Consider the following 24097-nt stretch of genomic DNA (forward strand, 5'->3'; position numbering starts at 1 on the left):
AGAAGACTCGAACTTCCACGACCTTGCGGTCACCAGCACCTGAAGCTGGCGTGTCTACCAATTTCACCATCTGGGCAGTATCGGCAACGTCTCCGTCGTCGATGGCGCGCACTATACGGAGCGTCTTTTTAACTGTAAACCCCTGGCATCAAAAAAACCTGCAAAATGTTACCAGTGGCATTTAAATCGGCGTTGAGGTGTCGATAAAGGGCTTTGGACAGGCTCTCGCAGCCTGAAATTTCCCGTTTCATTACGCCTATGCCAAACTAACCGCATATAGACAAGGTGAAAACTCTCTAATGGCCGATTGGCAGTCCCTCGATCCCGAGGCCGCTCGTGAAGCGGAAAAATATGAAAACCCTATTCCTAGCCGCGAACTGATCCTTCAGCATCTTGCTGATCGGGGTTCGCCTGCTAACCGCGAGCAACTGGTCGAAGAGTTTGGTCTGACCACAGAAGACCAGATCGAAGCCCTGCGCCGCCGCCTGCGCGCCATGGAGCGCGACGCTCAACTCATCTACACCCGTCGTGGCACCTATGCGCCGGTGGACAAGCTCGACTTGATCCTCGGCCGCATCAGTGGTCACCGGGACGGCTTCGGCTTCCTGGTGCCGGATGACGGCAGTGACGACCTGTTCATGAGCCCGGCGCAAATGCGCCTGGTGTTCGACGGTGATCGTGCACTGGCCCGTGTTTCCGGCCTGGATCGTCGTGGTCGCCGCGAAGGCATGATCGTCGAAGTGGTGTCCCGTGCCCACGAGACCATCGTCGGTCGTTACTTCGAAGAGGGTGGTATCGGCTTCGTGGTCGCGGACAACCCGAAAATCCAGCAGGAAGTGCTGGTCACACCGGGCCGTAATGCCAATGCCAAGATCGGTCAGTTCGTTGAAGTGAAGATCACCCACTGGCCGACCCCACGCTTCCAGCCGCAAGGCGATGTGGTCGAGGTCGTGGGCAACTACATGGCGCCGGGCATGGAAATCGACGTCGCCCTGCGTGCGTACGATATCCCGCACGTCTGGCCTGAAGCGGTGTTGAAAGAAGCCGCCAAGCTCAAGCCTGAAGTCGAAGAGAAAGACAAAGAGAAGCGCATCGACCTGCGCCATCTGCCGTTCGTCACCATTGACGGTGAGGATGCGCGCGACTTCGATGATGCCGTTTACTGTGAAGCCAAGCCGGGCAAGCTGCGCCTGTTCTCCGGCGGCTGGAAGTTGTACGTGGCAATTGCCGACGTCTCCAGCTACGTGAAAATCGGATCGGCCCTGGACAACGAATCCCAGGTTCGGGGCAACTCGGTGTACTTCCCCGAGCGCGTGATTCCGATGCTGCCGGAGCAGCTGTCCAACGGCCTGTGCTCGCTGAACCCGCACGTCGATCGCCTGGCCATGGTTTGCGAGATGACCATCTCCAAAACGGGCGAGATGACTGACTACTGCTTCTACGAGGCCGTGATCCACTCCCACGCCCGCCTGACCTACAACAAGGTCAGCGCGATGCTGGAAACGCCGAAACTCACCGAGGCGCGTCAGCTTCGCGGCGAGTACAACGATGTCCTGCCGCACCTCAAGCAGCTTTACGCGCTTTACAAAGTGCTGCTGGGCGCGCGTCACGTGCGTGGCGCGATCGATTTCGAAACCCAGGAAACCCGGATTATCTTCGGCACCGAGCGCAAGATTGCCGAAATCCGTCCGACCGTTCGTAACGATGCGCACAAGCTGATCGAGGAGTGCATGCTGGCGGCCAACGTGGCCACCGCAGAGTTCCTCAAGAAGCACGAAATTCCGGCTCTGTATCGCGTTCACAACGGTCCGCCACCGGAACGCCTCGAAAAACTGCGCGCGTTCCTGGGTGAGCTCGGCCTGTCCCTGCACAAAGGCAAGGACGGCCCGTCGCCGAAGGATTACCAGGCGTTGCTGGCCAGCATCAAGGACCGTCCGGATTTCCACCTGATCCAGACCGTCATGCTGCGTTCCCTGAGTCAGGCGGTGTATAGCGCTGATAACCAGGGCCACTTCGGCCTGAATTACGAAGCCTATACCCACTTCACTTCGCCGATCCGCCGCTACCCGGACCTGCTCACGCACCGGGCGATCCGCAGCGTCATCCATTCGAAGCAGGACACCCCGCACGTTCGCCGTGCTGGCGCGATGACCATCCCGAAAGCGCGGATCTATCCGTACGACGAAGCCGCCCTCGAGCAGCTCGGCGAGCAATGCTCGATGAGTGAGCGCCGCGCCGACGAAGCGACCCGCGACGTAGTGAACTGGCTCAAGTGCGAGTTCATGAAAGATCGCGTGGGTGAATCGTTCCCGGGTGTGATCACTGCCGTGACCGGTTTTGGCCTGTTCGTCGAGCTGACCGATATCTACGTCGAAGGCCTGGTGCACGTCACCGCGCTGCCTGGGGATTACTACCACTTCGATCCTGTGCACCACCGCCTCGCCGGTGAGCGCACCGGTCGCAGCTTCCGCCTTGGCGATACCGTTGAAGTGCGCGTGATGCGCGTTGACCTCGACGAGCGCAAGATCGACTTCGAGATGGCTGAAAAAACCATCAGCGCGCCAATCGGCCGCAAGAAGCGCGGAACTGAAAAAACCGAGCCAGCCAGCAAGTCCACGGCTAAAACCGTTGCCGAGCCGGCTGCCGCGAAAACAGGCCGTCGTCCAGCGAAGGAGAAGGCTGTCGAAGCCTATCGTCCGAGCGATGCGGCGGCAAAAAATGCCGAGCTGCGCAAAAGTCGTGAATTGAAGCAGGCATTGCTGTCTGAAGCGAAAAGCGGCGGTAAAGCGGCGTCTGGGGGAAAGACCGGACGGTCGGCGCCTGACAAGGCTCCCGGCAGCAAGCCAAGCAAACACCGTAAAGGCCCGCCAAAAGCGGGCTCGGCCCCAGCCAAAAGCGGCGGGGCGCGTAAACCTAAGGCCAAGTCATGAGTCAGTTGGAAAAAATCTACGGCGTACATGCCGTAGAAGCGCTGCTCCGCCATCACCCGAAACGCGTCAAGCAGATCTGGTTGGCGGAAGGTCGCAGCGACCCGCGCGTGAAAACCCTGATCGAACTCGCTGCCGAGAATCGCGTGGCGGTCGGCAATGCCGAGCGTCGCGAGCTCGACGCCTGGGTTGAGGGCGTACACCAGGGCGTGGTGGCGGATGTGAGTCCGAGCCAGGTCTGGGGTGAGGCGATGCTGGACGAGCTGCTCGATCGCACCGACGGCGCTCCACTGCTGCTGGTGCTCGACGGCGTAACCGACCCGCACAACCTTGGCGCCTGCCTGCGTTCGGCCGATGCGGCCGGAGCGCTGGCGGTGATCGTGCCGAAGGACAAGTCAGCCACCTTGACCCCGACAGTGCGCAAGGTCGCCTGTGGCGCAGCGGAAGTGATTCCGTTGGTTGCAGTGACCAACCTTGCGCGCACGCTTGAAAAGCTCAAGCAGCGTGGCTTGTGGGTTGTCGGCACGGCGGGCGAGGCCGAACAGAGCCTGTATCAACAGGACATGACCGGCCCGACTATCCTGATCATGGGTGCAGAAGGCAGCGGCATGCGTCGCCTGACCCGCGACCTGTGCGATTACCTTGTTCACCTGCCGATGGCTGGCAGCGTCAGCAGCCTCAACGTATCCGTGGCAACGGGCGTGTGCCTGTTCGAAGCCCAGCGCCAGCGTAGCGTCAAGGCGGCCGGGACTGGCAAAAAGTCCTGACACTACGCAGGACTTGTAGGAGCTGCCGAGAGAAATGAGGCTGCGATCTTTTGATTTTGGTTTTTAAGATCAAAAGATCGCAGCCTTCGGCAGCTCCTACAGGTGTCCGGCCGGTATCGCGGTGATTGTTCAAATAATCACCAATTACCTTGCACCTCTTCCGCCCCTTCTCTACAATTGCGCCCCTTGCTGTGACGGCAGGCACGCATGTGTCTATCGCAAGCAAGTCCATAAGTGTCATTCACTCCTTGTCTGACCGCTTTTGAGCGGCAGGCTACAACCCGTAAGGAGCATTCATGCGTCATTACGAAATCATCTTTTTGGTCCACCCGGATCAAAGCGAGCAAGTCGGCGGCATGGTTGAGCGTTACACCAAGCTGATCGAAGAAGACGGCGGCAAAATCCACCGTCTGGAAGATTGGGGCCGTCGTCAACTGGCCTACGCAATCAACAATGTTCACAAGGCTCACTACGTGATGCTGAACGTTGAGTGCACTGGCAAGGCCCTGGCCGAGCTGGAAGACAACTTCCGCTACAACGATGCAGTGATCCGTAACCTGGTCATCCGTCGCGAAGAAGCCGTTACCGGCCAATCCGAGATGCTCAAGGCTGAAGAAAACCGCAGTGAGCGCCGTGAGCGTCGCGACCGTCCTGAGCACGAAGGCGCTGAAAGCGCTGATAGTGATGACAGCGACAACAGCGATAACGCTGACGAGTAATCCACGGACCTTTTGAGGAGCCTATTACATGGCACGTTTCTTCCGTCGTCGTAAATTCTGCCGCTTCACCGCTGAAGACGTGAAAGAGATCGATTACAAAGATCTCAACACTCTGAAAGCCTACGTATCCGAGACCGGCAAAATTGTTCCAAGCCGCATCACCGGTACCAAAGCTCGTTATCAGCGTCAGCTGGCCACCGCTATCAAGCGCGCCCGCTTCCTGGCCCTGCTGGCCTACACCGACAGCCACGGCCGCTGAGACCGGGCAGTCGACTCGTAGCAAAGGATTGAATGCATGCGTGCCATAGCTGAGTTCATCATGCGCGGCCGTATGCAGGCCACTCTGGTAGTGGCTGGATGCGCGGCATTGCCGTTGTTGTATTGGTTGGGTGCTGCTGCGGGATGCTTCGTGCTCCTGCGGCGCGGATTGAAGGACGCGACGAGCGTTCTTGCTCTGGGACTGCTGCCGGCCCTGGTCTGGTGGCTTTATGCCGATGACCCTCGCTCACTTCTGGTGTTGCTGGGGTCTTGGAGCCTTGCGTTGGTTTTGCGCGCAAGTGAGTCCTGGAACCGCGTGCTGCTGGTCAGCATAGCGATGGGAGTGGTGTTTTCAGTGGTGCTGGGGATCGCTTTTGGTCCCCAGATCGAGATGCTGGCGCAGGCCTTGATAAAGGTCATGCCGTCGCTACTCGGTGATGTCTACCAGAAGTTGTCGGTAGACGAGCAAGCGCATTTTGCGTCCCTGATTGCACCGGTCCTGACTGGCCTGATTGCGGCCTTGTTGCAAATCGTCAGTGTGCTGAGCCTGATTGTCGGGCGCTACTGGCAGGCGTTGTTGTACAACCCGGGTGGTTTTGGTCGCGAATTTCGCGCCATCCGATTCCCGCTTCTACCAGCGATGTTGCTGCTGGCGTGCATGCTTCTGGGGCCGAACATCGGTCCACAGATGGCCATGCTGACGCCGTTGTGCAGCGTACCGCTGGTGTTTGCCGCACTGTCCCTGATGCATGGGCTGGTAGCGCAGAAGCGATTGGCCAGATTCTGGCTGGTGGGGTTGTACGTCACGCTGTTGCTGTTCATGCAGCTGATCTATCCGTTGCTGGTGGTCTTGGCCATCGTCGACAGCCTGATTGATTTTCGCGGTCGTCTGGCGCCGAAAGACGCCGATAGCGCGAACGGTGAAGGTTAAAAGTTAAGAGGATTTTCACATGCAACTGATCCTTCTGGAAAAAGTCACCAACCTGGGCAACCTGGGTGACAAAGTGAACGTTAAGGCTGGTTACGGTCGTAACTACCTGCTGCCTTACGGCAAAGCTACCGCTGCGACCCCAGCCAACCTGGCTGCGTTCGAAGAGCGTCGCGCTGAGCTGGAAAAAGCCGCAGCAGACCGTAAAACTTCGGCTGAAAGCCGTGCCGCCCAACTGGCTGAGCTGGAAGTGACTATCACTGCCACCGCTGGTGACGAAGGCAAGCTGTTCGGTTCGATCGGCACCCACGACATCGCTGATGCACTGACCGCCTCTGGCGTTGAAGTTGCAAAAAGCGAAGTTCGTCTGCCGAACGGCACCATCCGCAACGTAGGCGAATTCGACGTAGCCGTGCACCTGCACGCCGAAGTTGAAGCCACCGTACGCGTTGTCGTGGTAGCAGCTTAAGCAGCACTTGTCGGCTGGCACCCTCGGGTGCTTGCCGGTAACATCGGGCACGATCCTGTTCACAGGTCGTGCCCTTTGTCTTTCTGCAGTTCCTGTTTTTCACAAACCTATTCAAGTGGCCATGAACGATATCTCCGCTCCTGAGCAATACGATCTGCAAACCGCTGCCCTGAAGGTGCCGCCGCATTCCATCGAGGCCGAACAGGCTGTGCTCGGTGGTCTGATGCTGGACAACAACGCCTGGGAACGCGTGCTCGATCAAGTTTCGGATGGCGATTTTTATCGGCATGACCACCGCCTGATCTTCCGCGCGATCGCCAAGCTGGCTGACCAGAACTCGCCGATCGACGTCGTGACCCTTGCCGAGCAATTGGACAAGGAAGGTCAGACCTCGCAGGTCGGCGGCCTCGGTTACCTGGGTGAACTGGCGAAGAACACGCCATCCGTCGCCAACATCAAGGCGTATGCGCAGATCGTTCGCGCACGGGCGACCTTGCGTCAACTGATCGGCATTGCTTCTGAAATTGCCGACAGTGCCTTCAACCCGGAAGGCCGCACGGCAGAAGAGATTCTCGACGAAGCGGAACGGCAGATCTTCCAGATCGCCGAGGCCCGGCCAAAAACCGGCGGCCCGGTGAGCGTGAATGACCTGCTAACCAAGGCCATCGACCGCATCGACACCTTGTTCAATACCGACAACGCGATTACCGGCCTGTCCACCGGGTACACCGACCTCGACGGCATGACCAGCGGCCTGCAGCCGTCTGACTTGATCATCGTCGCCGGCCGTCCATCCATGGGTAAAACCACCTTTGCGATGAACCTGGTGGAAAACGCCGTGCTGCGCAGCGACAAGTGCGTGCTGGTGTACTCGCTGGAGATGCCAGGTGAATCGCTGATCATGCGTATGTTGTCGTCCCTGGGGCGTATCGACCAGACCAAGGTCCGTGCCGGTCGCCTCGACGACGATGACTGGCCGCGCCTGACCTCGGCAGTCAACCTGCTCAACGATCGCAAGCTGTTCATCGACGATACGGCCGGTATCAGCCCGTCGGAGATGCGTGCGCGTACCCGGCGCCTGGTGCGTGAGCACGGCGATGTCGCCCTGATCATGATCGACTACCTGCAATTGATGCAGATTCCAGGTTCCGGTGGCGATAACCGGACCAACGAGATTTCCGAGATCTCCCGTTCCCTCAAGGCCCTGGCCAAGGAATTCAATTGCCCGGTGGTGGCTTTGTCCCAGCTCAACCGGTCTTTGGAACAACGTCCGAACAAACGGCCGATCAACTCCGACCTTCGGGAATCCGGAGCGATCGAGCAGGATGCTGACGTCATCATGTTCGTGTATCGGGATGAGGTTTATCACCCGGAGACCGAGCACAAGGGCATCGCAGAGATCATCATCGGCAAGCAGCGAAACGGCCCGATCGGCACGTCGCGCCTGGCGTTTATCGGCAAGTACACCCGCTTCGAAAACCTCGCACCGGGTAGCTACAACTTCGACGACGAATAAGCTGTAGCGCCTGAGAGGGCCTCATCGCGGGCAAGCCCGCTCCCACGAGAATCTCACCGAACCTGTGGGAGCGGGCTTGCCCGCGATGGCGGCGACGTAATTTCCGACCATTACCGTCGGAATTGGTTAAATTTTGTGCTATATTCCGCGCCCGCGATTTTTCATCTCAACACCGGTCATCGTCATGCAAACAGCCAAGCCGTTATTTGACTATCCCAAGTACTGGGCCGAATGTTTCGGCCCAGCGCCATTCCTGCCAATGAGCAGGGAGGAGATGGATCAGCTTGGCTGGGATTCCTGCGACATCATCATAGTCACCGGTGATGCCTACGTTGACCATCCGTCGTTCGGCATGGCAATCATCGGCCGGCTGCTGGAGTCCCAGGGCTTCCGCGTCGGGATCATTGCCCAGCCGAACTGGCAGTCCAAAGACGATTTCATGAAGCTCGGCGAGCCGAACCTGTTCTTCGGCGTCGCGGCCGGCAACATGGATTCGATGATCAACCGCTACACCGCCGACAAGAAAATCCGTTCAGATGACGCCTATACACCTGGCGGCCTGGCGGGCAAACGTCCGGACCGCGCAAGCCTGGTGTACAGCCAGCGCTGCAAGGAAGCCTACAAGAACGTACCGATCGTACTCGGCGGCATCGAAGCCTCTCTGCGCCGCATCGCCCATTACGACTATTGGCAGGACCGGGTACGCAACTCGATCCTGATCGACGCCTGCGCCGACATCCTGCTCTACGGCAACGCCGAGCGTGCGATCGTCGAGGTCGCCCAGCGCCTGTCCTACGGGCACAAGATCGAAGACATCACCGACGTGCGTGGCACTGCGTTCATCCGTCGCGACACCCCGAAAGACTGGTACGAAGTCGACTCCACGCGCATTGACCGTCCGGGCAAGATCGACAAGATCATCAACCCGTACGTGAACACCCAGGACACCCAGGCCTGCGCCATCGAGCAGGAAAAAGGGCAGGTTGAAGATCCAGGTGAAGCCAAGGTCGTGCAGATCCTGGCCAGCCCGCGCATGACCCGTGACAAGACCGTCATCCGCCTGCCATCGGTAGAAAAAGTCCGTGGTGATGCGGTTCTGTACGCCCACGCCAACCGTGTGTTGCACCTGGAAACCAACCCGGGTAACGCCCGTGCCCTGGTACAGAGGCACGGCGAAGTCGACGTCTGGTTCAACCCGCCGCCGATTCCGATGACCACCGAAGAAATGGACTACGTGTTCGGCATGCCCTATGCGCGCATTCCGCACCCGGCCTACGGCAAGGAAAAAATTCCTGCCTACGACATGATCCGCTTCTCGGTGAACATCATGCGTGGCTGCTTCGGCGGCTGTACCTTCTGCTCGATCACCGAGCACGAAGGCCGGATCATCCAGAACCGTTCCGAAGAGTCGATCATTCGCGAAATCGAAGAGATCCGCGACAAGGTGCCAGGGTTCACCGGCGTCATTTCCGACCTCGGCGGCCCGACTGCGAACATGTACCGCATTGCCTGCAAGACGCCGGAAATCGAATCCGCGTGCCGCAAGCCGTCGTGCGTGTTCCCGGGCATCTGCCCGAACCTGAACACCGATCACTCGTCGCTGATCCAGCTGTATCGCAGCGCCCGTGCGCTGCCGGGTGTGAAGAAGATCCTGATCGCTTCCGGCCTGCGCTACGACCTTGCGGTCGAGTCGCCGGAATACGTCAAGGAACTGGTGACCCACCACGTTGGTGGTTACCTGAAGATCGCCCCGGAACATACCGAGGAAGGTCCGCTCAACCAGATGATGAAGCCGGGCATTGGCAGCTATGACAAGTTCAAGCGCATGTTCGAGAAGTACTCCAAGGAAGCCGGGAAAGAGCAGTACCTGATTCCGTACTTCATCGCTGCCCACCCGGGCACCACCGATGAAGACATGATGAACCTGGCTCTGTGGCTCAAGGGCAACGGCTTCCGGGCCGACCAGGTACAGGCGTTCTACCCGTCGCCGATGGCCACCGCCACCGCGATGTACCACTCGGGCAAGAACCCGCTGCGCAAGGTCACCTACAAAAGCGACGCCGTGACCATCGTCAAAAGCGAAGAGCAGCGTCGCCTGCACAAGGCGTTCTTGCGTTATCACGACCCGAAGGGCTGGCCGATGCTGCGTGAAGCGCTGACCCGCATGGGCCGCGCCGACCTGATCGGCCCGGGCAAGAACCAGTTGATCCCGCTGCATCAGCCGGCCACCGACAGTTACCAGAGCGCTCGTCGCAAGAACTCGACGCCGGCGGGTAGCCATAAAGTGGCGGGGGAGAAGACCACCAAGATTCTTACCCAGCACACTGGCCTGCCACCGCGTGCCAGCGATGGCGCCAACCCGTGGGACAAGCGTGAACAGGCCAAGGCTGCGGCGTTTGCCCGCAATCAGCAAGCGGCCAAGGAGCGCAAGGACGCGGCCAAAGGCAAAGGCCCCAAGCCCGCGCGCAAACCGGTCGTGCCGCGCTAAACGCTAAAAGCAGCTAACAGAACGCCAACCTTCGGGTTGGCGTTTTGCGTTTGAAGATCAAAAGATCGCAGCCTTCGGCAGCTCCTACAGTTGGAATGCGTACCCCTGTAGGAGCTGCCGAAGGCTGCGATCTTTTGATCTTCGCCACATTTGCGTGCAATCACTCCCAACCAAATTCCCGCATCGCCCGATTTTGGTGCTGTACTGCCCTAAGCAAATCTGTGAAAGCGCCAGCGCTGCTGGATGGCATAAGTCTTGCGCGCTTTCGAATACGCTTAAGGCTCGCAGGAGGCACGCCGTGTCGATACATGTCGCATTGCATCACGTCACGCATTACCGCTACGACCGCGCCGTCGAACTCGGACCGCAGATTGTGCGGCTGCGCCCGGCCGCCCACAGTCGCACGCGGATCTTGTCCTATGCGCTGAAAGTCTCGCCCGAGCAGCACTTCATCAACTGGCAGCAGGACCCCCAGGGCAATTACCTGGCGCGGTTGGTGTTTCCGGAAAAAACCGAAGAGCTGCGTATCGAAGTCGATCTGCTGGCGGAGATGGCCGTCTTCAATCCCTTCGACTTTTTCCTCGAGCCCTATGCCGAGAAAATCCCGTTCACCTATGCAGCCGACGAGCGCAAGGAACTGGCGCCGTACCTGGAAACCCTGCCGCTCACACCGAAGTTCAAGGCCTACCTCGACGGCATCGACCGCACACCCTTGCCCAGCGTCGACTTCCTGGTCGGCCTCAACCAGCGCTTGAGCGAAGACATTGGCTACCTGATTCGCATGGAGCCGGGTGTGCAGACGCCCGAGCACACGCTCGAACACGCGAGCGGTTCCTGCCGCGACTCCGCCTGGCTGTTGGTGCAGCTGTTGCGCAACCTTGGCCTGGCGGCGCGTTTCGTGTCCGGGTATCTGATCCAGCTGACCGCCGATGTGAAAAGTCTCGATGGTCCTTCCGGCACCGAGGTGGATTTCACCGACCTGCATGCCTGGTGTGAAGTCTATTTGCCGGGTGCCGGCTGGATCGGCCTGGACGCCACCTCCGGGCTGTTTGCCGGCGAAGGCCACATTCCGTTGGCCTGCAGTCCCGATCCGGGCTCTGCGGCCCCGATCAGCGGCCTGGTGGAACCCTGCGAATGCGAATTTACCCATGAGATGTCCGTTGAGCGCATCTGGGAAGCGCCCCGCGTCACCCGGCCCTACACCGAAGACCAATGGCTGGCAATTCAGGCCCTGGGTCGCCAGATCGATGCAGACCTGCTGGAAAGTGACGTACGCCTGACGATGGGCGGCGAGCCGACCTTTGTCTCCATCGACGACCCGGACGGCGCGGAGTGGAACACCGCCGCGCTCGGTCCGGACAAGCGGCGCCTGTCGGCTGAACTGTTCGAGCGCATGCGCAAGCACTACGCACCCAATGGCCTTGTGCATTTTGGCCAGGGCAAGTGGTACCCCGGTGAGCAACTGCCGCGCTGGTCGTTGAACTGCTACTGGCGTCGCGACGGCGTGCCGATCTGGAGCAACGGCGCGTTGATTGCCGACGAACGGGAGGACTACGGCGCTGACGGCGCACTGGCCGGGCGTTTCCTGGCAAGCGTGGCCGAACGTCTGAAAATTCCCACGCGCTTTGTGTTTCCTGCCTACGAAGACAATTTCTATTACCTCTGGCGCGAAGGCACCTTGCCCCAGAACGTCAGCGCCGAAGATTCGCGCCTGGAAGAGCCCTTGGAGCGGGCGCGCCTGCGCAAGGTCTTCAGCCAGGGCCTGGATAAGGTCATCGGACAGGTTCTTCCCCTGGCACGTACTGCCAAGGGTGACCAGTGGCAAAGCGGTCGCTGGTACCTGCGCGATGAGCATTGCCGGCTGGTACCCGGTGACTCACCCCTGGGGTACCGCTTGCCGCTGGGCTCGCAACCCTGGGTCAAGGCTGCAGAGTATCCATTTATCCATCCCCGGGATCCGAACCAGGATTTCCCGCCGCTGCCCGACTCGGCTCAGTTGCAAGGCCAGGACCAACCGGCAGTGGTCGAGGAGCGCGCGCCAAAGATCGACGAATCCGCCGACTGGCTGACCCGCACCGCCTTCTGTGCCGAAGCGCGTGAGGGTCGCCTGTATCTGTTCATGCCGCCTCTGGAACGGGCCGAGGACTATCTGGAACTGGTCGCCGCCATCGAGGCCACTGCAGAGGAGTTGCATTGCCCGGTGTTGCTGGAAGGCTACGAGCCGCCGAGCGATCCGCGCCTGAGCAACTTTCGCATCACGCCTGATCCGGGTGTGATCGAAGTCAACGTCCAGCCTTCTGCCACCTGGGACGAACTGGTCGAACGAACCGAGTTTCTTTACGAACAGGCGCGCCAGACTCGCCTGACCACCGAAAAATTCATGATCGATGGCCGCCACACCGGAACCGGCGGCGGCAACCATTTTGTCCTGGGTGGTGCGACGCCGGCCGACTCGCCATTCCTGCGGCGTCCGGACCTGCTGCGCAGCCTGATCAGCTATTGGCATAACCATCCTTCCCTGTCCTACCTGTTCTCGGGACTGTTCATCGGCCCCACGTCGCAAGCGCCGCGAGTCGATGAGGCGCGCAACGATGCGTTGTATGAACTGGAGATCGCCTTTGCGCAGATGCCCGAGCCTGGCGAAGAGTGTGCGCCGTGGCTGGTGGACCGGTTACTGCGAAACCTGCTGATCGACGTGACGGGCAACACGCACCGTGCCGAGTTCTGCGTCGACAAGCTGTATTCCCCGGATGGCGCAACCGGCCGCCTGGGCTTGCTGGAGCTGCGCGCCTTTGAAATGCCACCCCATGCGCGCATGAGCCTGACCCAACAGCTGCTGCTGCGGGCGCTGGTCGCACGATTCTGGCGTGAACCCTATGCGCCGCCGAAACTGGCGCGCTGGGGCACCGAACTGCACGACCGTTTCCTGTTGCCGCACTTCATCGAACAGGATTTTGCCGACGTTATCGTCGACCTGAATTCGGCCGGTTATCCCGTGCGTGCCGAGTGGTTCGCCGCACACCTGGAATTTCGCTTTCCCAAAGTGGGCGACTACGCGGTCAGCGGTATCGAACTGGAGGTGCGTCAGGCGCTGGAACCCTGGCATGTGCTGGGCGAGGAGGGCGCGCCTGGTGGCACCGTGCGCTATGTCGACTCATCCCTGGAGCGCCTGCAGGTCAAGCTCAGCGGCTTGCCGCCACAGCGCTACCTGCTGACCTGCAATGGCGTTGCCGTGCCCCTGCAACCGACCGGACGAGTCGGCGAGTTTGTCGCCGGCGTGCGTTTTCGCGCCTGGCAACCGGCCAACTGCCTGCAGCCAACCATCCCGGTTCACGCGCCATTGGTGTTCGACTTGCTCGACACCTGGATGCAACGCTCCCTGGGCGGTTGCCAGTACCACGTGGCTCATCCGGGAGGACGCAACTACGACAGCTTGCCGGTGAACGCGAACGAAGCCGAGAGCCGGCGCATGGCGCGGTTCTTCCGTATCGGCCACAGCCCCGGAAAACTGCCGGTGCCCCTTCTGGATATCAACGACGAGCTGCCAATGACGCTCGATTTACGACGTTTTTGAACCGTACGCGACGCCCGGGTTTTTCGTCTATCCGGGTGTCATGAGCGTGCGTTAGTCTGACCGTTCCTTGCTGTCTGCCGAGCTTTCCATGCCTGACCTGCTTGACCGCTACCCGCCGACGGCGGGCAATTACCACGAACTGCTCGACGACAGCGGAGCCGTGCGCGCGCATTGGCGTCGGTTGTTCGACCAATTGCAGCGCAGCACCCCTGCGCAATTGATGCAGCGTCAGGCCCTGTTGACCCGGCAGATCCACGAAAACGGTGTGACCTACAACGTCTACGCCGACCCCAAAGGCGCGGATCGGCCGTGGGAACTGGACTTGCTGCCGCATGTAATCGCCGTCGATGAGTGGCAGCAATTGTCGGCCGGCATAGCCCAGCGCGCGCGCCTGCTCAATGCCGTGCTGGCAGACCTGTATGGCCCGCAACGCTTGATTGCCGAGGGGCTGTTGCCGGCCGAGCTGGTGTTCGGCCACAACAATTTCCTCTGGCCCTGCCAGGGCATCAAGCCGCCTGACGGGGCTTTTTTGCACCTGTATGCCGTCGATCTGGCGCGTACGCCGGATGGTCGCTGGTGGGTAACGGCGGACCGCACCCAGGCACCTTCTGGCGCGGGTTATGCGCTGGAGAACCGCACCATCGTGTCGCGCGCGTTCCCGGAGTTGTACCGTGACCTGAAGGTGCAGCACTTGGCCGGTTTCTTCCGCACGCTGCAGGAGACCCTGGCGCGCCAGGCGCCGAGCGACGCCGAGGCGCCGCTGATCGTGTTGCTGACGCCCGGCCGTTTTAATGAAAGCTATTTCGAGCATCTCTACCTGGCGCGGCAACTCGGCTATCCGCTGGTGGAAGGTGGTGACCTCACGGTGCGCGATGCCACGGTCTACCTGAAGACACTGAGCGGTTTGCGCCGCGTGCACGCGATCATGCGCCGGCTGGATGATGACTTCTGCGACCCGCTCGAATTGCGCACCGATTCAGCCCTCGGCGTGCCAGGATTGCTCGAGGCGGTGCGCCAGGGCCGGGTGCTGGTGGCCAATGCGCTCGGCAGCGGCGTGCTGGAGTCGCCGGGCCTGCTCGGCTTTCTGCCGCGGATCAGTCAGTTCCTATTTGGTGAGGAGCTGATACTGCCGTCCATCGCCACCTGGTGGTGCGGCGAGGCGCCGGTGCTGGCGCAGGCACTGGAGAAGCTGCCCGAACTACTGATCAAGCCGGCCTTTCCATCCCAGAGTTTTACCCCGGTGTTTGGCCGCGACCTGAGTGAAAAACAGCGCGAAGAGCTTGCCGAGCGCATGCAGGCGCGCCCTTACGCTTATGTGGCGCAAGAACTTGCGCAGTTATCCCAGGCCCCGGTGTGGCAGGCTGAAGACGGCCAGTTGCAACCTCGTGCCATCGGCATGCGCATGTATGCGGTCGCCAGCCATGAGGGTTATCGCGTTTTACCTGGCGGTTTGACCCGGGTCGCCGCCGACGCGGACGCCGAAGTGGTGTCGATGCAACGGGGCGGCGCCAGCAAGGACACCTGGGTGCTGGGCGATCGTCCACCCACCGGCGAACAATGGAAAACCCGACGCACGATAGGCGTGCATGACCTGGTTCGTCGCGACCCCTACCTGCCGTCGCGGGTGGTGGAAAACCTGTTCTGGTTCGGTCGCTATTGCGAACGCTGTGATGACAGCGCCCGGTTGCTGCGCATCATGCTCGCTCGTTATGTCGATGGCGACGATCCGCAAGCGCTGCAAGCCGCAGTCGATCTTGGAGAACGCCTGATGCTGTTGCCCGATGAGGGCGAACTGCAGGAACGCCTGCTTGCCGCGCTGCTCGGGGATGACTGGTCGTTCAGCCTGCGCTCCAACCTGCAGCGATTGCAGTGGGCAGCCTCGCAGGTGCGCGGCAAGCTCTCGCGGGAAAACTGGCAGGCCCTGGTGGAACTGCAACGCGAAGCCATGGAACTGGAAACCGCCGAGCCTGACTTCGGTGAGCTGCTGGACTTTCTCAACCGACTGGTGATGTCCCTGGCCGCGCTGTCGGGTTTTGCCCTGGACGACATGACCCGCGATGAGGGATGGCGCTTTCTGATGATCGGTCGGCGCATCGAACGGCTGCAATTTCTCAGCGCCAGCCTTGCCGCCTTCCTGCGCGGCGCCGGTCCTTTTGATCAGGCGGGCCTGGAATGGCTGCTGGAACTGGGCAACAGCAGTATCACTTATCGCTCGCGGTATCTGGCGGTGGCGCAACTGCTCCCGGTACTGGACCTGTTGCTCCTGGACGAGCAGAACCCCCATGCCGTGCTGTTCCAGTTGAAGCTGGTCAATCGTACCCTCAAGCGACTGAATGACGATTTCGGTGCGCCACGTGAGACCGGTTTGCCGCAACTGGTCGAGCGCCTGGCCCGGTTCGACCTGGGGTGCCTGCAAAACTCGCTGTTTGGCGAAGCCAGCGTACGCGCCGCCGTCGAAGGCCTGGCCGATCTGCTGCAGGAAATCGCCGAAGCCAGCGGCCAGGCCTCCGATCGCCTGGCACTGCGGCATTTCGCCCATGTCGATGATGTCAGCCAGCGTACGGTGTCCGTCTGATGAGCGCCCATTACCAGATTTTTCACGACACCCACTATCACTACGACAGCCCGGTGTCGCTCGCCCAGCAGCTGGCGCACCTGTGGCCACGGCCTTGCGCCTGGCAGCATTGCACGGATCAGCGCTTGCAGATCAGTCCGGATCCCACCTCACGCCGGGATGAACTGGACGTGTTCGGCAATCCGCTGACCCGCCTGGCGTTCGAGCGCCCCCACGACGAATTGCTGGTCAATGCCAGCCTGACCATTGAAGTGACGGCCCGGCCGATGCTGGACTTCAACCGCTCCCCCGCATGGGAAGATACCCGCAGCGCGCTGACCTACAGCAGCCAGCCGCTTTCCCGCGAGATACTGGAAGCCTGCCGTTACCGGTTCGAATCGCCCTATGTGCACTTGAAGCGCAACTTCGTCGAGTTCTCGGAAAGTTGTTTTGCGCCGGGCAGGCCGTTGCTGCTTGGCGTTCAGGCATTGATGGAGAAGATTTTCAGCGAGTTCACCTTCGATGCCGAAGCGACCCAGGTCGCCACGCCTCTGGTGGAGGTCCTGGAGCGGCGGCGAGGGGTTTGCCAGGACTTCGCCCACCTGATGCTCGCGTGCGTGCGCTCCCGAGGCCTGGCAGCGCGTTACATCAGCGGGTACCTGCTGACTCAGCCACCACCCGGCCAGCCACGCCTGATCGGCGCCGACGCCTCGCATGCCTGGGTTTCGGTATTTTGTCCGGTACTGGGTTGGGTCGATTTTGATCCGACCAACAACGTGCAGCCGGCACTGGAGCACATCACCCTGGCCTGGGGCCGGGATTTTTCGGATGTGTCGCCGTTGCGCGGGGTGATTCTGGGCGGGGGCAATCATGACCCCGAAGTTCGGGTCACGGTGATGCCGCTGGATTAACGCGCATCCCCCCGGTAGGAGCTGCCGAAGGCTGCGATCTTTTGATCTTGAGCGTCTCCAGAACATTTGAAGAGCAAGATCAAAAGATCGCAGCCTTCGGCAGCTCCTACAGGGTCAGCAGCACTGCTGCCAACCCTGGACACAGATCCGGTGGGCCTGATCAGATCATCCGGCCCTGAGGGTCTCAGGCGTCAGGCGCCTGATCTTTCGGTGCTGCGGTTTCGTCTGTAGCCACTTCACCTTCGGCATCCGGGTTCAGTGCTGCTGCTTCTTCTTCAGCTGTAGCTTTCTTGCGCTGAAGCTTTTCCTCTTTCTTCTGCTCCTTGGCCAAGTCTCTCTGACGTTTGGCGAAGGAATAATTAGGTTTAGCCATGGGCGATCCTCTTGGGTCGAAGGTGAGGTTGAGCGGCGCATATTCTGCCCTGTATCGGGCCCGAGCCGTTAGCTGGGTTTTTGCTCGGCCCATTTTGGCGTGACCACCGGGTGCCAGGCATCCAGTGCGTCGAGCAGGGTTTGCGGCGATTCGCTCGTTTGCAGCATGTCACGGTGCGCTTCGCGAACGAAGCCTTCGCCGACGATATGATCAAGAAAACCAGTCAATTTGCTGTAGAAACCGTTCACTTCGAGCAGGCCGAGCGGTTTTGCATGATAGCCGAGCTGGCCCCAGGTCCAGACCTCGAACAGTTCTTCCAGGGTGCCGAGGCCGCCGGGCAGCGCGATGAAAGCATCGCTCAGCTCGGCCATCCGCGCCTTGCGCGCATGCATGCCGTCAACCACTTCCAGGCGAGTCAGGCCGCTGTGGCCGATTTCCTTGTCCTTGAGACTTTGCGGAATGATACCAATGACTTCCCCGCCGGCTGCCAGGGCGGCATCCGCGACTATCCCCATCAAACCCACGGCACCACCGCCGTATACCAGGGTCAGCTTGCGTTCGGCGACGGCGCGCCCAAGGGCGATAGCCGCTTCACGATAAGCCGGGTGGGTGCCAGTGCTGGCACCGCAGAAAACACAAACGGATGCTAATGACATGCTTTGCTCCACGGTCACGATGACCACAGGGTAAAGGCACGGCGTTAGCGATCCAAGGGTTAAAGGTCGCGGGCAGGGGTTTCGTAACTGCCGCTGGCACCACAGGCATACGCGGCAAGCAGGCTGCACAACAGGCTATTGAGGGTCATGACGGATTCCAGGTAGGTGGCGATGGACCGATGATAGGGCCGGGCCAGGCATCTGGCTGGTAGATTGTTTCGATCGGTGTCATAGCCCGAAAGTTGTATACAATTTTTGATTCAGGTCATAGGAACTTGCGCAGTTTTCAGGCAGTCTTCTGTCCATTCGCACTTTTGTTAACCCTGCCTTGGAGATTCACCATGTTTGCCAAACTTGTTGCGGTATCCCTGCTGACACTGGCCAGCAGCCAACTGATGGCTGCCGAGTGCAAGACCACCATCGACTCCACCGACCAGATGACCTTCAACAGCAAGGCCATTGAGATCGACAAGAGCTGCAAAACCTTCACCGTCGAGTTGACCCACTCTGGCAGCTTGCCGAAGAACGTCATGGGTCATAACTGGGTGCTGAGTAAAGAAGCTGACATGCAGCCGATCGCCACCGATGGCCTGGCTGCCGGTATCGACAAGAACTACCTGAAAGACGGCGACACCCGCATCATCGCCCACACCAAGATCATCGGCGCCAAGGAAACCGATTCGGTGACTTTTGATGTGTCGAAGCTGAGTGCGGATGAGAAATACGGTTTCTTCTGCTCGTTCCCGGGCCACATCTCGATGATGAAAGGTACGGTTACACTGAAGTAAGCGAATCAGCTTCAAAAAAAGCGTCCACTGCGGGCGCTTTTTTTGTGCCTGGCCTTTGACCGCGTCAGCGTTCATCGCGGGCAAGCCTTGCTCCCACAGGGTTTGTGTCAGGCTCAGCTGATGGCATGGCGCTGAACCTGTGGGAGCAAGCCTTGCCCGCGATGGCGCCGGTACAGGCGCCGCCGCATTCAAGGCGCGAACGGCATCACTCGCTTGTGATGGGTCTTGTTGTACGTTTCACAAATAATCCTGAACGCTTCCTCACGTACCGGCTCGCCATGCAGAAAAGCATCGATTTCGGCATAGGTCACCCCATGGGACGCCTCATCCGGCTTGCCCGGGGACAGGTCCTCGAGATCGGCAGTGGGGATCTTCTCCACCAGCGATTCCGGTGCGCCAAAGCTGCGGGCGATGCTGCGCACCTGGTTTTTCACCAGCCCGCTCAGTGGCGCCAGGTCGCAGGCGCCGTCACCAAACTTGGTGAAGAATCCCATCACCGCTTCCGCCGCATGGTCAGTGCCGATCACCAGGCCATGGGCCGCGCCGGCGATGGTGTATTGGGCGACCATGCGCATACGCGCCTTGGTGTTGCCCAGCACAAAGTCGACCGACACCGCGTGTTTGCCTTCGAACGCTGCGACTTCGCTGGCCAGCGCCTTGACTGCCGGGCCAATGTTCACGGTGTGGCGCTCATCCGGTTCGATGAAATCCACTGACGCCTGGGCATCGTGTTCGTCGAACTGGGTCTCGTAGGGCAGGCGGACGGCAATGAACTTGTAGCTGTCGTCACCGGTGCTGTCGCGCAACTCGCGCATGGCACGCTGGGCCAACAGGCCGGCGGTGAGGGAATCAACGCCGCCGCTGATCCCCAGCACCAGGGCCTTGAGCCCGGAATTGACCAGGCAATCCTGAATGAACGTGATCCGTCGAGCGACTTCAGCCTCAAGGGCGGCATCGTCGGCGAATGGTGGTTGAACCTTGAGCTGCTCAGCAATCTCACGCTGTACGGCTTGCATGAATTCACTCCTTGCTTGATGTGCTGGAAAGGGCGGCAGGAACTTTGAAAACGTGTCGCAAATAGGCGACGAAGTTGGGGTCTTTGCAGTGGGTCTTGCCCGGTTCATCGGAAATCTTGGCCACCGGCTGACCGTTGCAGGCGGCCATTTTAAGCACGATGCTCATCGGTTCAACCCCTGGAATATCGCAGGTCAGGTTGGTGCCGATGCCAAAGCTGACATTGATCCGCCCGCGCAGCGCCCGGAATATTTCCAGGGACTTGGGCAGCGTCAGGCTGTCGGAGAACACCAGGGTCTTGCTCATCGGGTCGATGCCGAGCTTGTGGTAGTGGGCGATGGCTTTTTCCGCCCAGATTATCGGATCCCCGGAGTCGTGGCGCAGGCCATCGAAAAGCTTGGCGAAGTACAGGTCGAAATCGCCCAGGAAGGCATCGGTGGTAATGCAGTCAGTCAGTGCGATGCCGAGCAGGCCCCGATACTCGCGGACCCAGCAATCCAGCGCGGCAATCTGGCTGTCGATCAGGCGCGGTCCGAGTTGCTGGTGCGCCATGATCCATTCGTGGGCCATGGTGCCCAAGGGCTTCATGTCCAGCTCCCGGGACAGGTGGACGTTACTGGTGCCGACAAAACGCCCGGGAAAGTCGTGCTTGAGCACGTTCACCACTTCTTCCTGCACCCGGTAGGAAAACCTGCGGCGGGTGCCGAAATCGGCGACCTGCAGCTCGGATAACTCATCGGCAGCAGCATTGGCCGTCAGCCAGTCGAATTTGCGATAAAGCTGCTCGCGCGCCTGTTCCAGGACGACTTCCCGGTACCGATAGCGGTTGCGCACTTCGCTGACGATGGACAGCAGCGGTACTTCGAACAAAATCACATGCAGCCAGGGCCCGCGCAGACGGATGAACAGCTCGCCGTTCTCGATCCCGGTGTGCACGTAGCGCAGGTTGAAACGAAACAGTCCGAGAAAGCGCAGGAAATCCGGTTTCATGAAGCTGATGCGCTCCATGAAACCCAGTTGATCGGCGGTCAGGCTCAGCTCGGCGAGGCGCTCGATCTGAAAGCGAATCTCGGCCAGGTACGGGCGCAGATCCTCGCTGTTGCGGCAACGAAACTCCCATTCCACTTCCACGTTCGGGTAATTGTGCAGCACCGCCTGCATCATCGTCAGTTTGTAGAAGTCGGTGTCGAGCAGGTTCTGCACGATGCGATCGGCAAATACGCTGTCGCTCATAACGGGGTTCTCCAGGCTGGCCGCGGCCTGTGGCGGCGACATTGCAGCTGATTCAATGAATGGGGCTAGTGGCGCATATCAACGGCAGTTATTGCCAGCGATTTTTTAGACGCTGGAGATCCCGTGGGAGCGAGCCTGCTCGCGATAGCGGTGTGTCAGTCACCTGAATGTCGGATGTGTCGACGCTATCGCGAGCAGGCTCGCTCCCGCAGAAGGCGGTGTGATGCCTCAGTTTTGCGGCATTTCCGGGCTATCAATCTGCTCCAGCATCCACTTCACGAAATCGCGCACCTTCGGCACGTCCGCCGAATGTTCCGGGTATGCCAGGTAGTAAGAATCAGTGCTGGGCATCGCATGCTTCCAGGGTATGACCAGTTTGCCGTCGGCCAATTCCTCTTCCACCAGAAACCTGGGCAACAACGCCACGCCACAGCCTACCTGGGCGGCGCGGATGCACATGTAGAAGGTTTCGAAGCGCGGCCCGTGGTAGCTGTGTTCGGTGTGATAGCCCTGACTGTCGAACCAGTCGTGCCAGGCCTGTGGCCGGGAGGCGTTTTGCAGCAGGACCAGGTCAGCGAGCTGGGTTGGGTCGGTGAAAGGTGTGGCCGGAAGGCTGCCCGGGGCACACACCGGAACCAGCTCCTCGCTGAACAGCTTCAGGCATTCGGTGCCCGGGCGTGACCCTTGGCCAAAGTAGAACGCCAGGTCGCTGCGGCCTTGCAGCAAATCATCGGCTTCCTGTTCGCTGCACAGGTCCAGATGGATCGACGGATGCCGCAGGCGCCAGCCTTTCAGGCGCGGCACCAGCCAGCGCGCGCCAAAGGTCGGCGGCGTCGAGACCCGCAGGACTTCGGTTTCTCCACCGTAGGAACGCAGATAATGGGTAGACATCTCGACCTGAGTGAGGATTTTTCGTACCTCCACCAGGTACAGATCGCCTGCCGGAGTCATCTGCAGGCGGCGACGCACCCGGCGAAACAGCAGGTGTTGCAATAACTCTTCAAGTTGCGCCACCTGTTTGCTGACGGCGCTTTGGGTCAGGTTCAGCTCTTCGGCGGCCCGGGTGAAGCTCAAATGCCGGGTGACAGCCTCGAAACACTGCAGCGCGGTGATCGATGGCAGGTAGCGTTTGTTCAGCATGGGCGATCCTTTCTTCTTGTCTCTTTATTGCCAGCAATGCACAGCATGAATAAACGGAATGATATCTCTCTTAAAGGTCGTTTGTTGAGTAACCTCCGGAAAGCTAAAACTACAGGCCTGATCAGCCGTGATCGTGCGGCTGCACACGTTCTGTCTTTTGTTTGAGGAGTGACCCATGGTTGCCGCATTGCTTGATCGTCTTGGTGTAAACCCGGCCCTGTACCAGAACGGCAAAGTGCCGGTGCATTCACCGATCGATGGCAGCCAGATTGCTGCCGTCAACTGGGAAGGGGCTGCCGAAGTCGAGCAGCACATCAGTCGTGCAGATCATGCGTTCGAATTGTGGCGCAAGGTGCCGGCACCGCGCCGGGGCGAATTGGTGCGCCAACTGGGCGACATTCTTCGCGAATACAAGGCCGACCTCGGCGAGCTGGTGTCGTGGGAAGCGGGCAAGATCACCCAGGAAGGCCTGGGTGAAGTTCAGGAAATGATCGATATTTGCGATTTCGCTGTCGGTTTGTCACGACAGCTGTACGGTTTGACCATCGCCTCCGAGCGCCCGGGCCACCACATGCGTGAGACCTGGCATCCGCTGGGCGTGGTCGGGGTGATCAGCGCGTTCAACTTCCCGGTGGCCGTCTGGGCCTGGAACACCACCCTGGCACTGGTGTGCGGTAACCCGGTGATCTGGAAGCCGTCCGAGAAAACTCCGCTGACCGCCCTGGCATGCCAGGCACTGTTTGATCGGGTGCTGAAAAACTTCAGCGACGCACCGCCGCATTTGAGCCAGGTCATCATTGGCGGTCGCGATGCCGGTGAAGCCTTGGTGGATGACCCGCGCGTGGCGTTGGTCAGCGCCACCGGCAGCACCCGCATGGGCCGCGAAGTGGCCCCGAAAATCGCTGCGCGTTTTGCCCGCAGCATCCTTGAGCTGGGCGGCAACAATGCGATGATCCTTGGCCCAAGTGCCGACCTGGACATGGCCGTGCGCGCCATCCTGTTCAGTGCTGTCGGCACCGCCGGCCAGCGCTGCACCACCTTGCGCCGCCTGATTGCCCATGAATCGGTCAAAGAAGAGATCGTGACCCGCCTGAAAGCCGCTTACTCAAGAGTGCGCATCGGCAACCCGCTGGAAGGCAACCTGATTGGCCCGCTGATCGACAAGCACAGCTTCGAGAACATGCAGGACGCGCTGGAGCAGGCTTTGAGCGAAGGTGGCCGGGTATTCGGCGGCAAGCGCCAGCTGGAAGACCAATACCCGAACGCCTATTACGTTCAGCCTGCGATCGTCGAGATGCCGGAGCAGAGCGATGTAGTGTGCAGCGAAACCTTCGCACCGATTCTCTACGTGGTCGGTTACAAGGATTTCGAGGAAGCCTTGCGCCTGAACAATGCAGTGCCTCAAGGCCTGTCTTCGTGCATCTTCACCACTGACGTGCGCGAAGCCGAGCAATTCATGTCAGCGGTCGGCAGCGACTGTGGTATTGCCAACGTCAACATCGGCCCGAGCGGCGCGGAAATCGGTGGCGCATTTGGTGGCGAGAAAGAGACCGGCGGCGGACGCGAGTCGGGCTCGGATGCATGGCGCGGTTATATGCGTCGCCAGACCAATACCGTGAACTATTCGCTGGAGTTGCCGTTGGCTCAGGGGATCACGTTTGACTAAGTGATGGTGGTGAGCTTGAAAAGATCGCAGCCTTCGGCAGCTCCTTGTATGTTGACCCAGCACCCAGCGAGAGAGGTCTAAGCTCGTTGGTGCTGACATACAAAGATGTGTTTCTG

The 24097-nt window shown here is 60.3% G+C and carries 18 protein-coding genes; 13 read left to right on the top strand and 5 right to left on the bottom strand.

Features of this window, described 5'->3' with window-relative positions:
* Positions 1 to 299: 299 nt before the first annotated feature.
* The 11 genes from rnr to AAEZ09_RS27315 all read left to right on the top strand — a co-directional run bounded on the left by rnr (position 300) and on the right by AAEZ09_RS27315 (position 17111).
* Positions 300 to 2930 carry a ribonuclease R gene (gene rnr / locus AAEZ09_RS27265; protein WP_205892005.1) on the top strand — a complete coding sequence of 877 codons (2631 nt, stop codon included), beginning with the start codon at positions 300 to 302 and terminating at the stop codon, positions 2928 to 2930.
* Positions 2927 to 3694, top strand: a complete 768-nt coding sequence (gene rlmB / locus AAEZ09_RS27270; protein ID WP_045061828.1) for a 23S rRNA (guanosine(2251)-2'-O)-methyltransferase RlmB — start codon at positions 2927 to 2929, stop codon at positions 3692 to 3694. The genes rnr and rlmB overlap by 4 nt, the downstream gene beginning before the upstream one ends.
* 296 nt (positions 3695 to 3990) lie before the next feature.
* Positions 3991 to 4413 carry a 30S ribosomal protein S6 gene (rpsF, locus tag AAEZ09_RS27275; RefSeq protein WP_003217491.1) on the top strand — a complete coding sequence of 141 codons (423 nt, stop codon included), beginning with the start codon at positions 3991 to 3993 and terminating at the stop codon, positions 4411 to 4413.
* Between the two features lie 28 nt (positions 4414 to 4441).
* Positions 4442 to 4672, top strand: a complete 231-nt coding sequence (rpsR, locus tag AAEZ09_RS27280) for a 30S ribosomal protein S18 (RefSeq protein ID WP_002551829.1) — start codon at positions 4442 to 4444, stop codon at positions 4670 to 4672.
* A gap of 36 nt (positions 4673 to 4708) precedes the next feature.
* Positions 4709 to 5602 carry a hypothetical protein gene (locus tag AAEZ09_RS27285; protein WP_045061827.1) on the top strand — a complete coding sequence of 298 codons (894 nt, stop codon included), beginning with the start codon at positions 4709 to 4711 and terminating at the stop codon, positions 5600 to 5602.
* Positions 5603 to 5621: 19 nt separating this feature from the next.
* A complete protein-coding gene (gene rplI / locus AAEZ09_RS27290; RefSeq protein WP_008035347.1) occupies positions 5622 to 6068 on the top strand; it encodes a 50S ribosomal protein L9 in 447 nt (148 codons plus the stop codon).
* A 121-nt stretch (positions 6069 to 6189) separates the two neighbouring features.
* Positions 6190 to 7584: a replicative DNA helicase gene (gene dnaB / locus AAEZ09_RS27295; RefSeq protein WP_045061826.1), complete on the top strand. Its 1395-nt coding sequence runs from the start codon at positions 6190 to 6192 to the stop codon at positions 7582 to 7584.
* 184 nt (positions 7585 to 7768) lie between these two features.
* The gene (locus AAEZ09_RS27300) at positions 7769 to 10072 is read left to right on the top strand and encodes a YgiQ family radical SAM protein (RefSeq protein WP_350601484.1); all 2304 of its coding nucleotides are present in this window, start codon (positions 7769 to 7771) and stop codon (positions 10070 to 10072) included.
* 298 nt (positions 10073 to 10370) lie between these two features.
* Positions 10371 to 13646 (top strand): transglutaminase family protein, encoded by a 3276-nt coding sequence (locus AAEZ09_RS27305; protein WP_350601485.1) that lies wholly within the window; start codon positions 10371 to 10373, stop codon positions 13644 to 13646.
* 88 nt (positions 13647 to 13734) lie between these two features.
* Positions 13735 to 16221 (top strand): circularly permuted type 2 ATP-grasp protein, encoded by a 2487-nt coding sequence (locus tag AAEZ09_RS27310; RefSeq protein WP_350601487.1) that lies wholly within the window; start codon positions 13735 to 13737, stop codon positions 16219 to 16221.
* On the top strand, positions 16221 to 17111 hold the full coding sequence (locus AAEZ09_RS27315) for a transglutaminase family protein (RefSeq protein ID WP_045061822.1): 891 nt from the start codon (positions 16221 to 16223) through the stop codon (positions 17109 to 17111). Before AAEZ09_RS27310 ends, AAEZ09_RS27315 begins: the two co-directional genes overlap by 1 nt.
* A gap of 184 nt (positions 17112 to 17295) precedes the next feature.
* Here AAEZ09_RS27315 and AAEZ09_RS27320 read toward each other — a convergent pair whose 3' ends face one another.
* Complete coding sequence (locus AAEZ09_RS27320; RefSeq protein WP_045061821.1) at positions 17296 to 17484, bottom strand: hypothetical protein; 189 nt, start codon at positions 17482 to 17484, stop codon at positions 17296 to 17298.
* A gap of 68 nt (positions 17485 to 17552) precedes the next feature.
* Positions 17553 to 18140: a cytokinin riboside 5'-monophosphate phosphoribohydrolase gene (locus tag AAEZ09_RS27325; protein WP_350601489.1), complete on the bottom strand. Its 588-nt coding sequence runs from the start codon at positions 18138 to 18140 to the stop codon at positions 17553 to 17555.
* A 341-nt stretch (positions 18141 to 18481) separates the two neighbouring features.
* Here AAEZ09_RS27325 and azu point away from each other — a divergent pair, with 341 nt between their 5' ends.
* Entirely contained in the window at positions 18482 to 18928 is a 447-nt protein-coding gene (azu, locus tag AAEZ09_RS27330; RefSeq protein WP_045061819.1) for an azurin, read from the top strand.
* A gap of 188 nt (positions 18929 to 19116) precedes the next feature.
* Here azu and nadE read toward each other — a convergent pair whose 3' ends face one another.
* The 3 genes from nadE to AAEZ09_RS27345 form a co-directional block, all read right to left on the bottom strand.
* Positions 19117 to 19944: an NAD(+) synthase gene (nadE, locus tag AAEZ09_RS27335; RefSeq protein WP_045058932.1), complete on the bottom strand. Its 828-nt coding sequence runs from the start codon at positions 19942 to 19944 to the stop codon at positions 19117 to 19119.
* A 4-nt stretch (positions 19945 to 19948) separates the two neighbouring features.
* Positions 19949 to 21175, bottom strand: a complete 1227-nt coding sequence (pncB, locus tag AAEZ09_RS27340) for a nicotinate phosphoribosyltransferase (protein WP_045058954.1) — start codon at positions 21173 to 21175, stop codon at positions 19949 to 19951.
* 228 nt (positions 21176 to 21403) lie between these two features.
* Positions 21404 to 22315 carry a LysR family transcriptional regulator gene (locus AAEZ09_RS27345; protein ID WP_045058933.1) on the bottom strand — a complete coding sequence of 304 codons (912 nt, stop codon included), beginning with the start codon at positions 22313 to 22315 and terminating at the stop codon, positions 21404 to 21406.
* 175 nt (positions 22316 to 22490) lie between these two features.
* Here AAEZ09_RS27345 and amaB point away from each other — a divergent pair, with 175 nt between their 5' ends.
* Complete coding sequence (amaB, locus tag AAEZ09_RS27350) at positions 22491 to 23981, top strand: L-piperidine-6-carboxylate dehydrogenase (protein WP_350601491.1); 1491 nt, start codon at positions 22491 to 22493, stop codon at positions 23979 to 23981.
* Positions 23982 to 24097 lie beyond the last annotated feature (116 nt).

The organism is Pseudomonas sp. 65/3-MNA-CIBAN-0223, from assembly GCF_040310425.1.
GTDB lineage: Bacteria > Pseudomonadota > Gammaproteobacteria > Pseudomonadales > Pseudomonadaceae > Aquipseudomonas > Aquipseudomonas gregormendelii.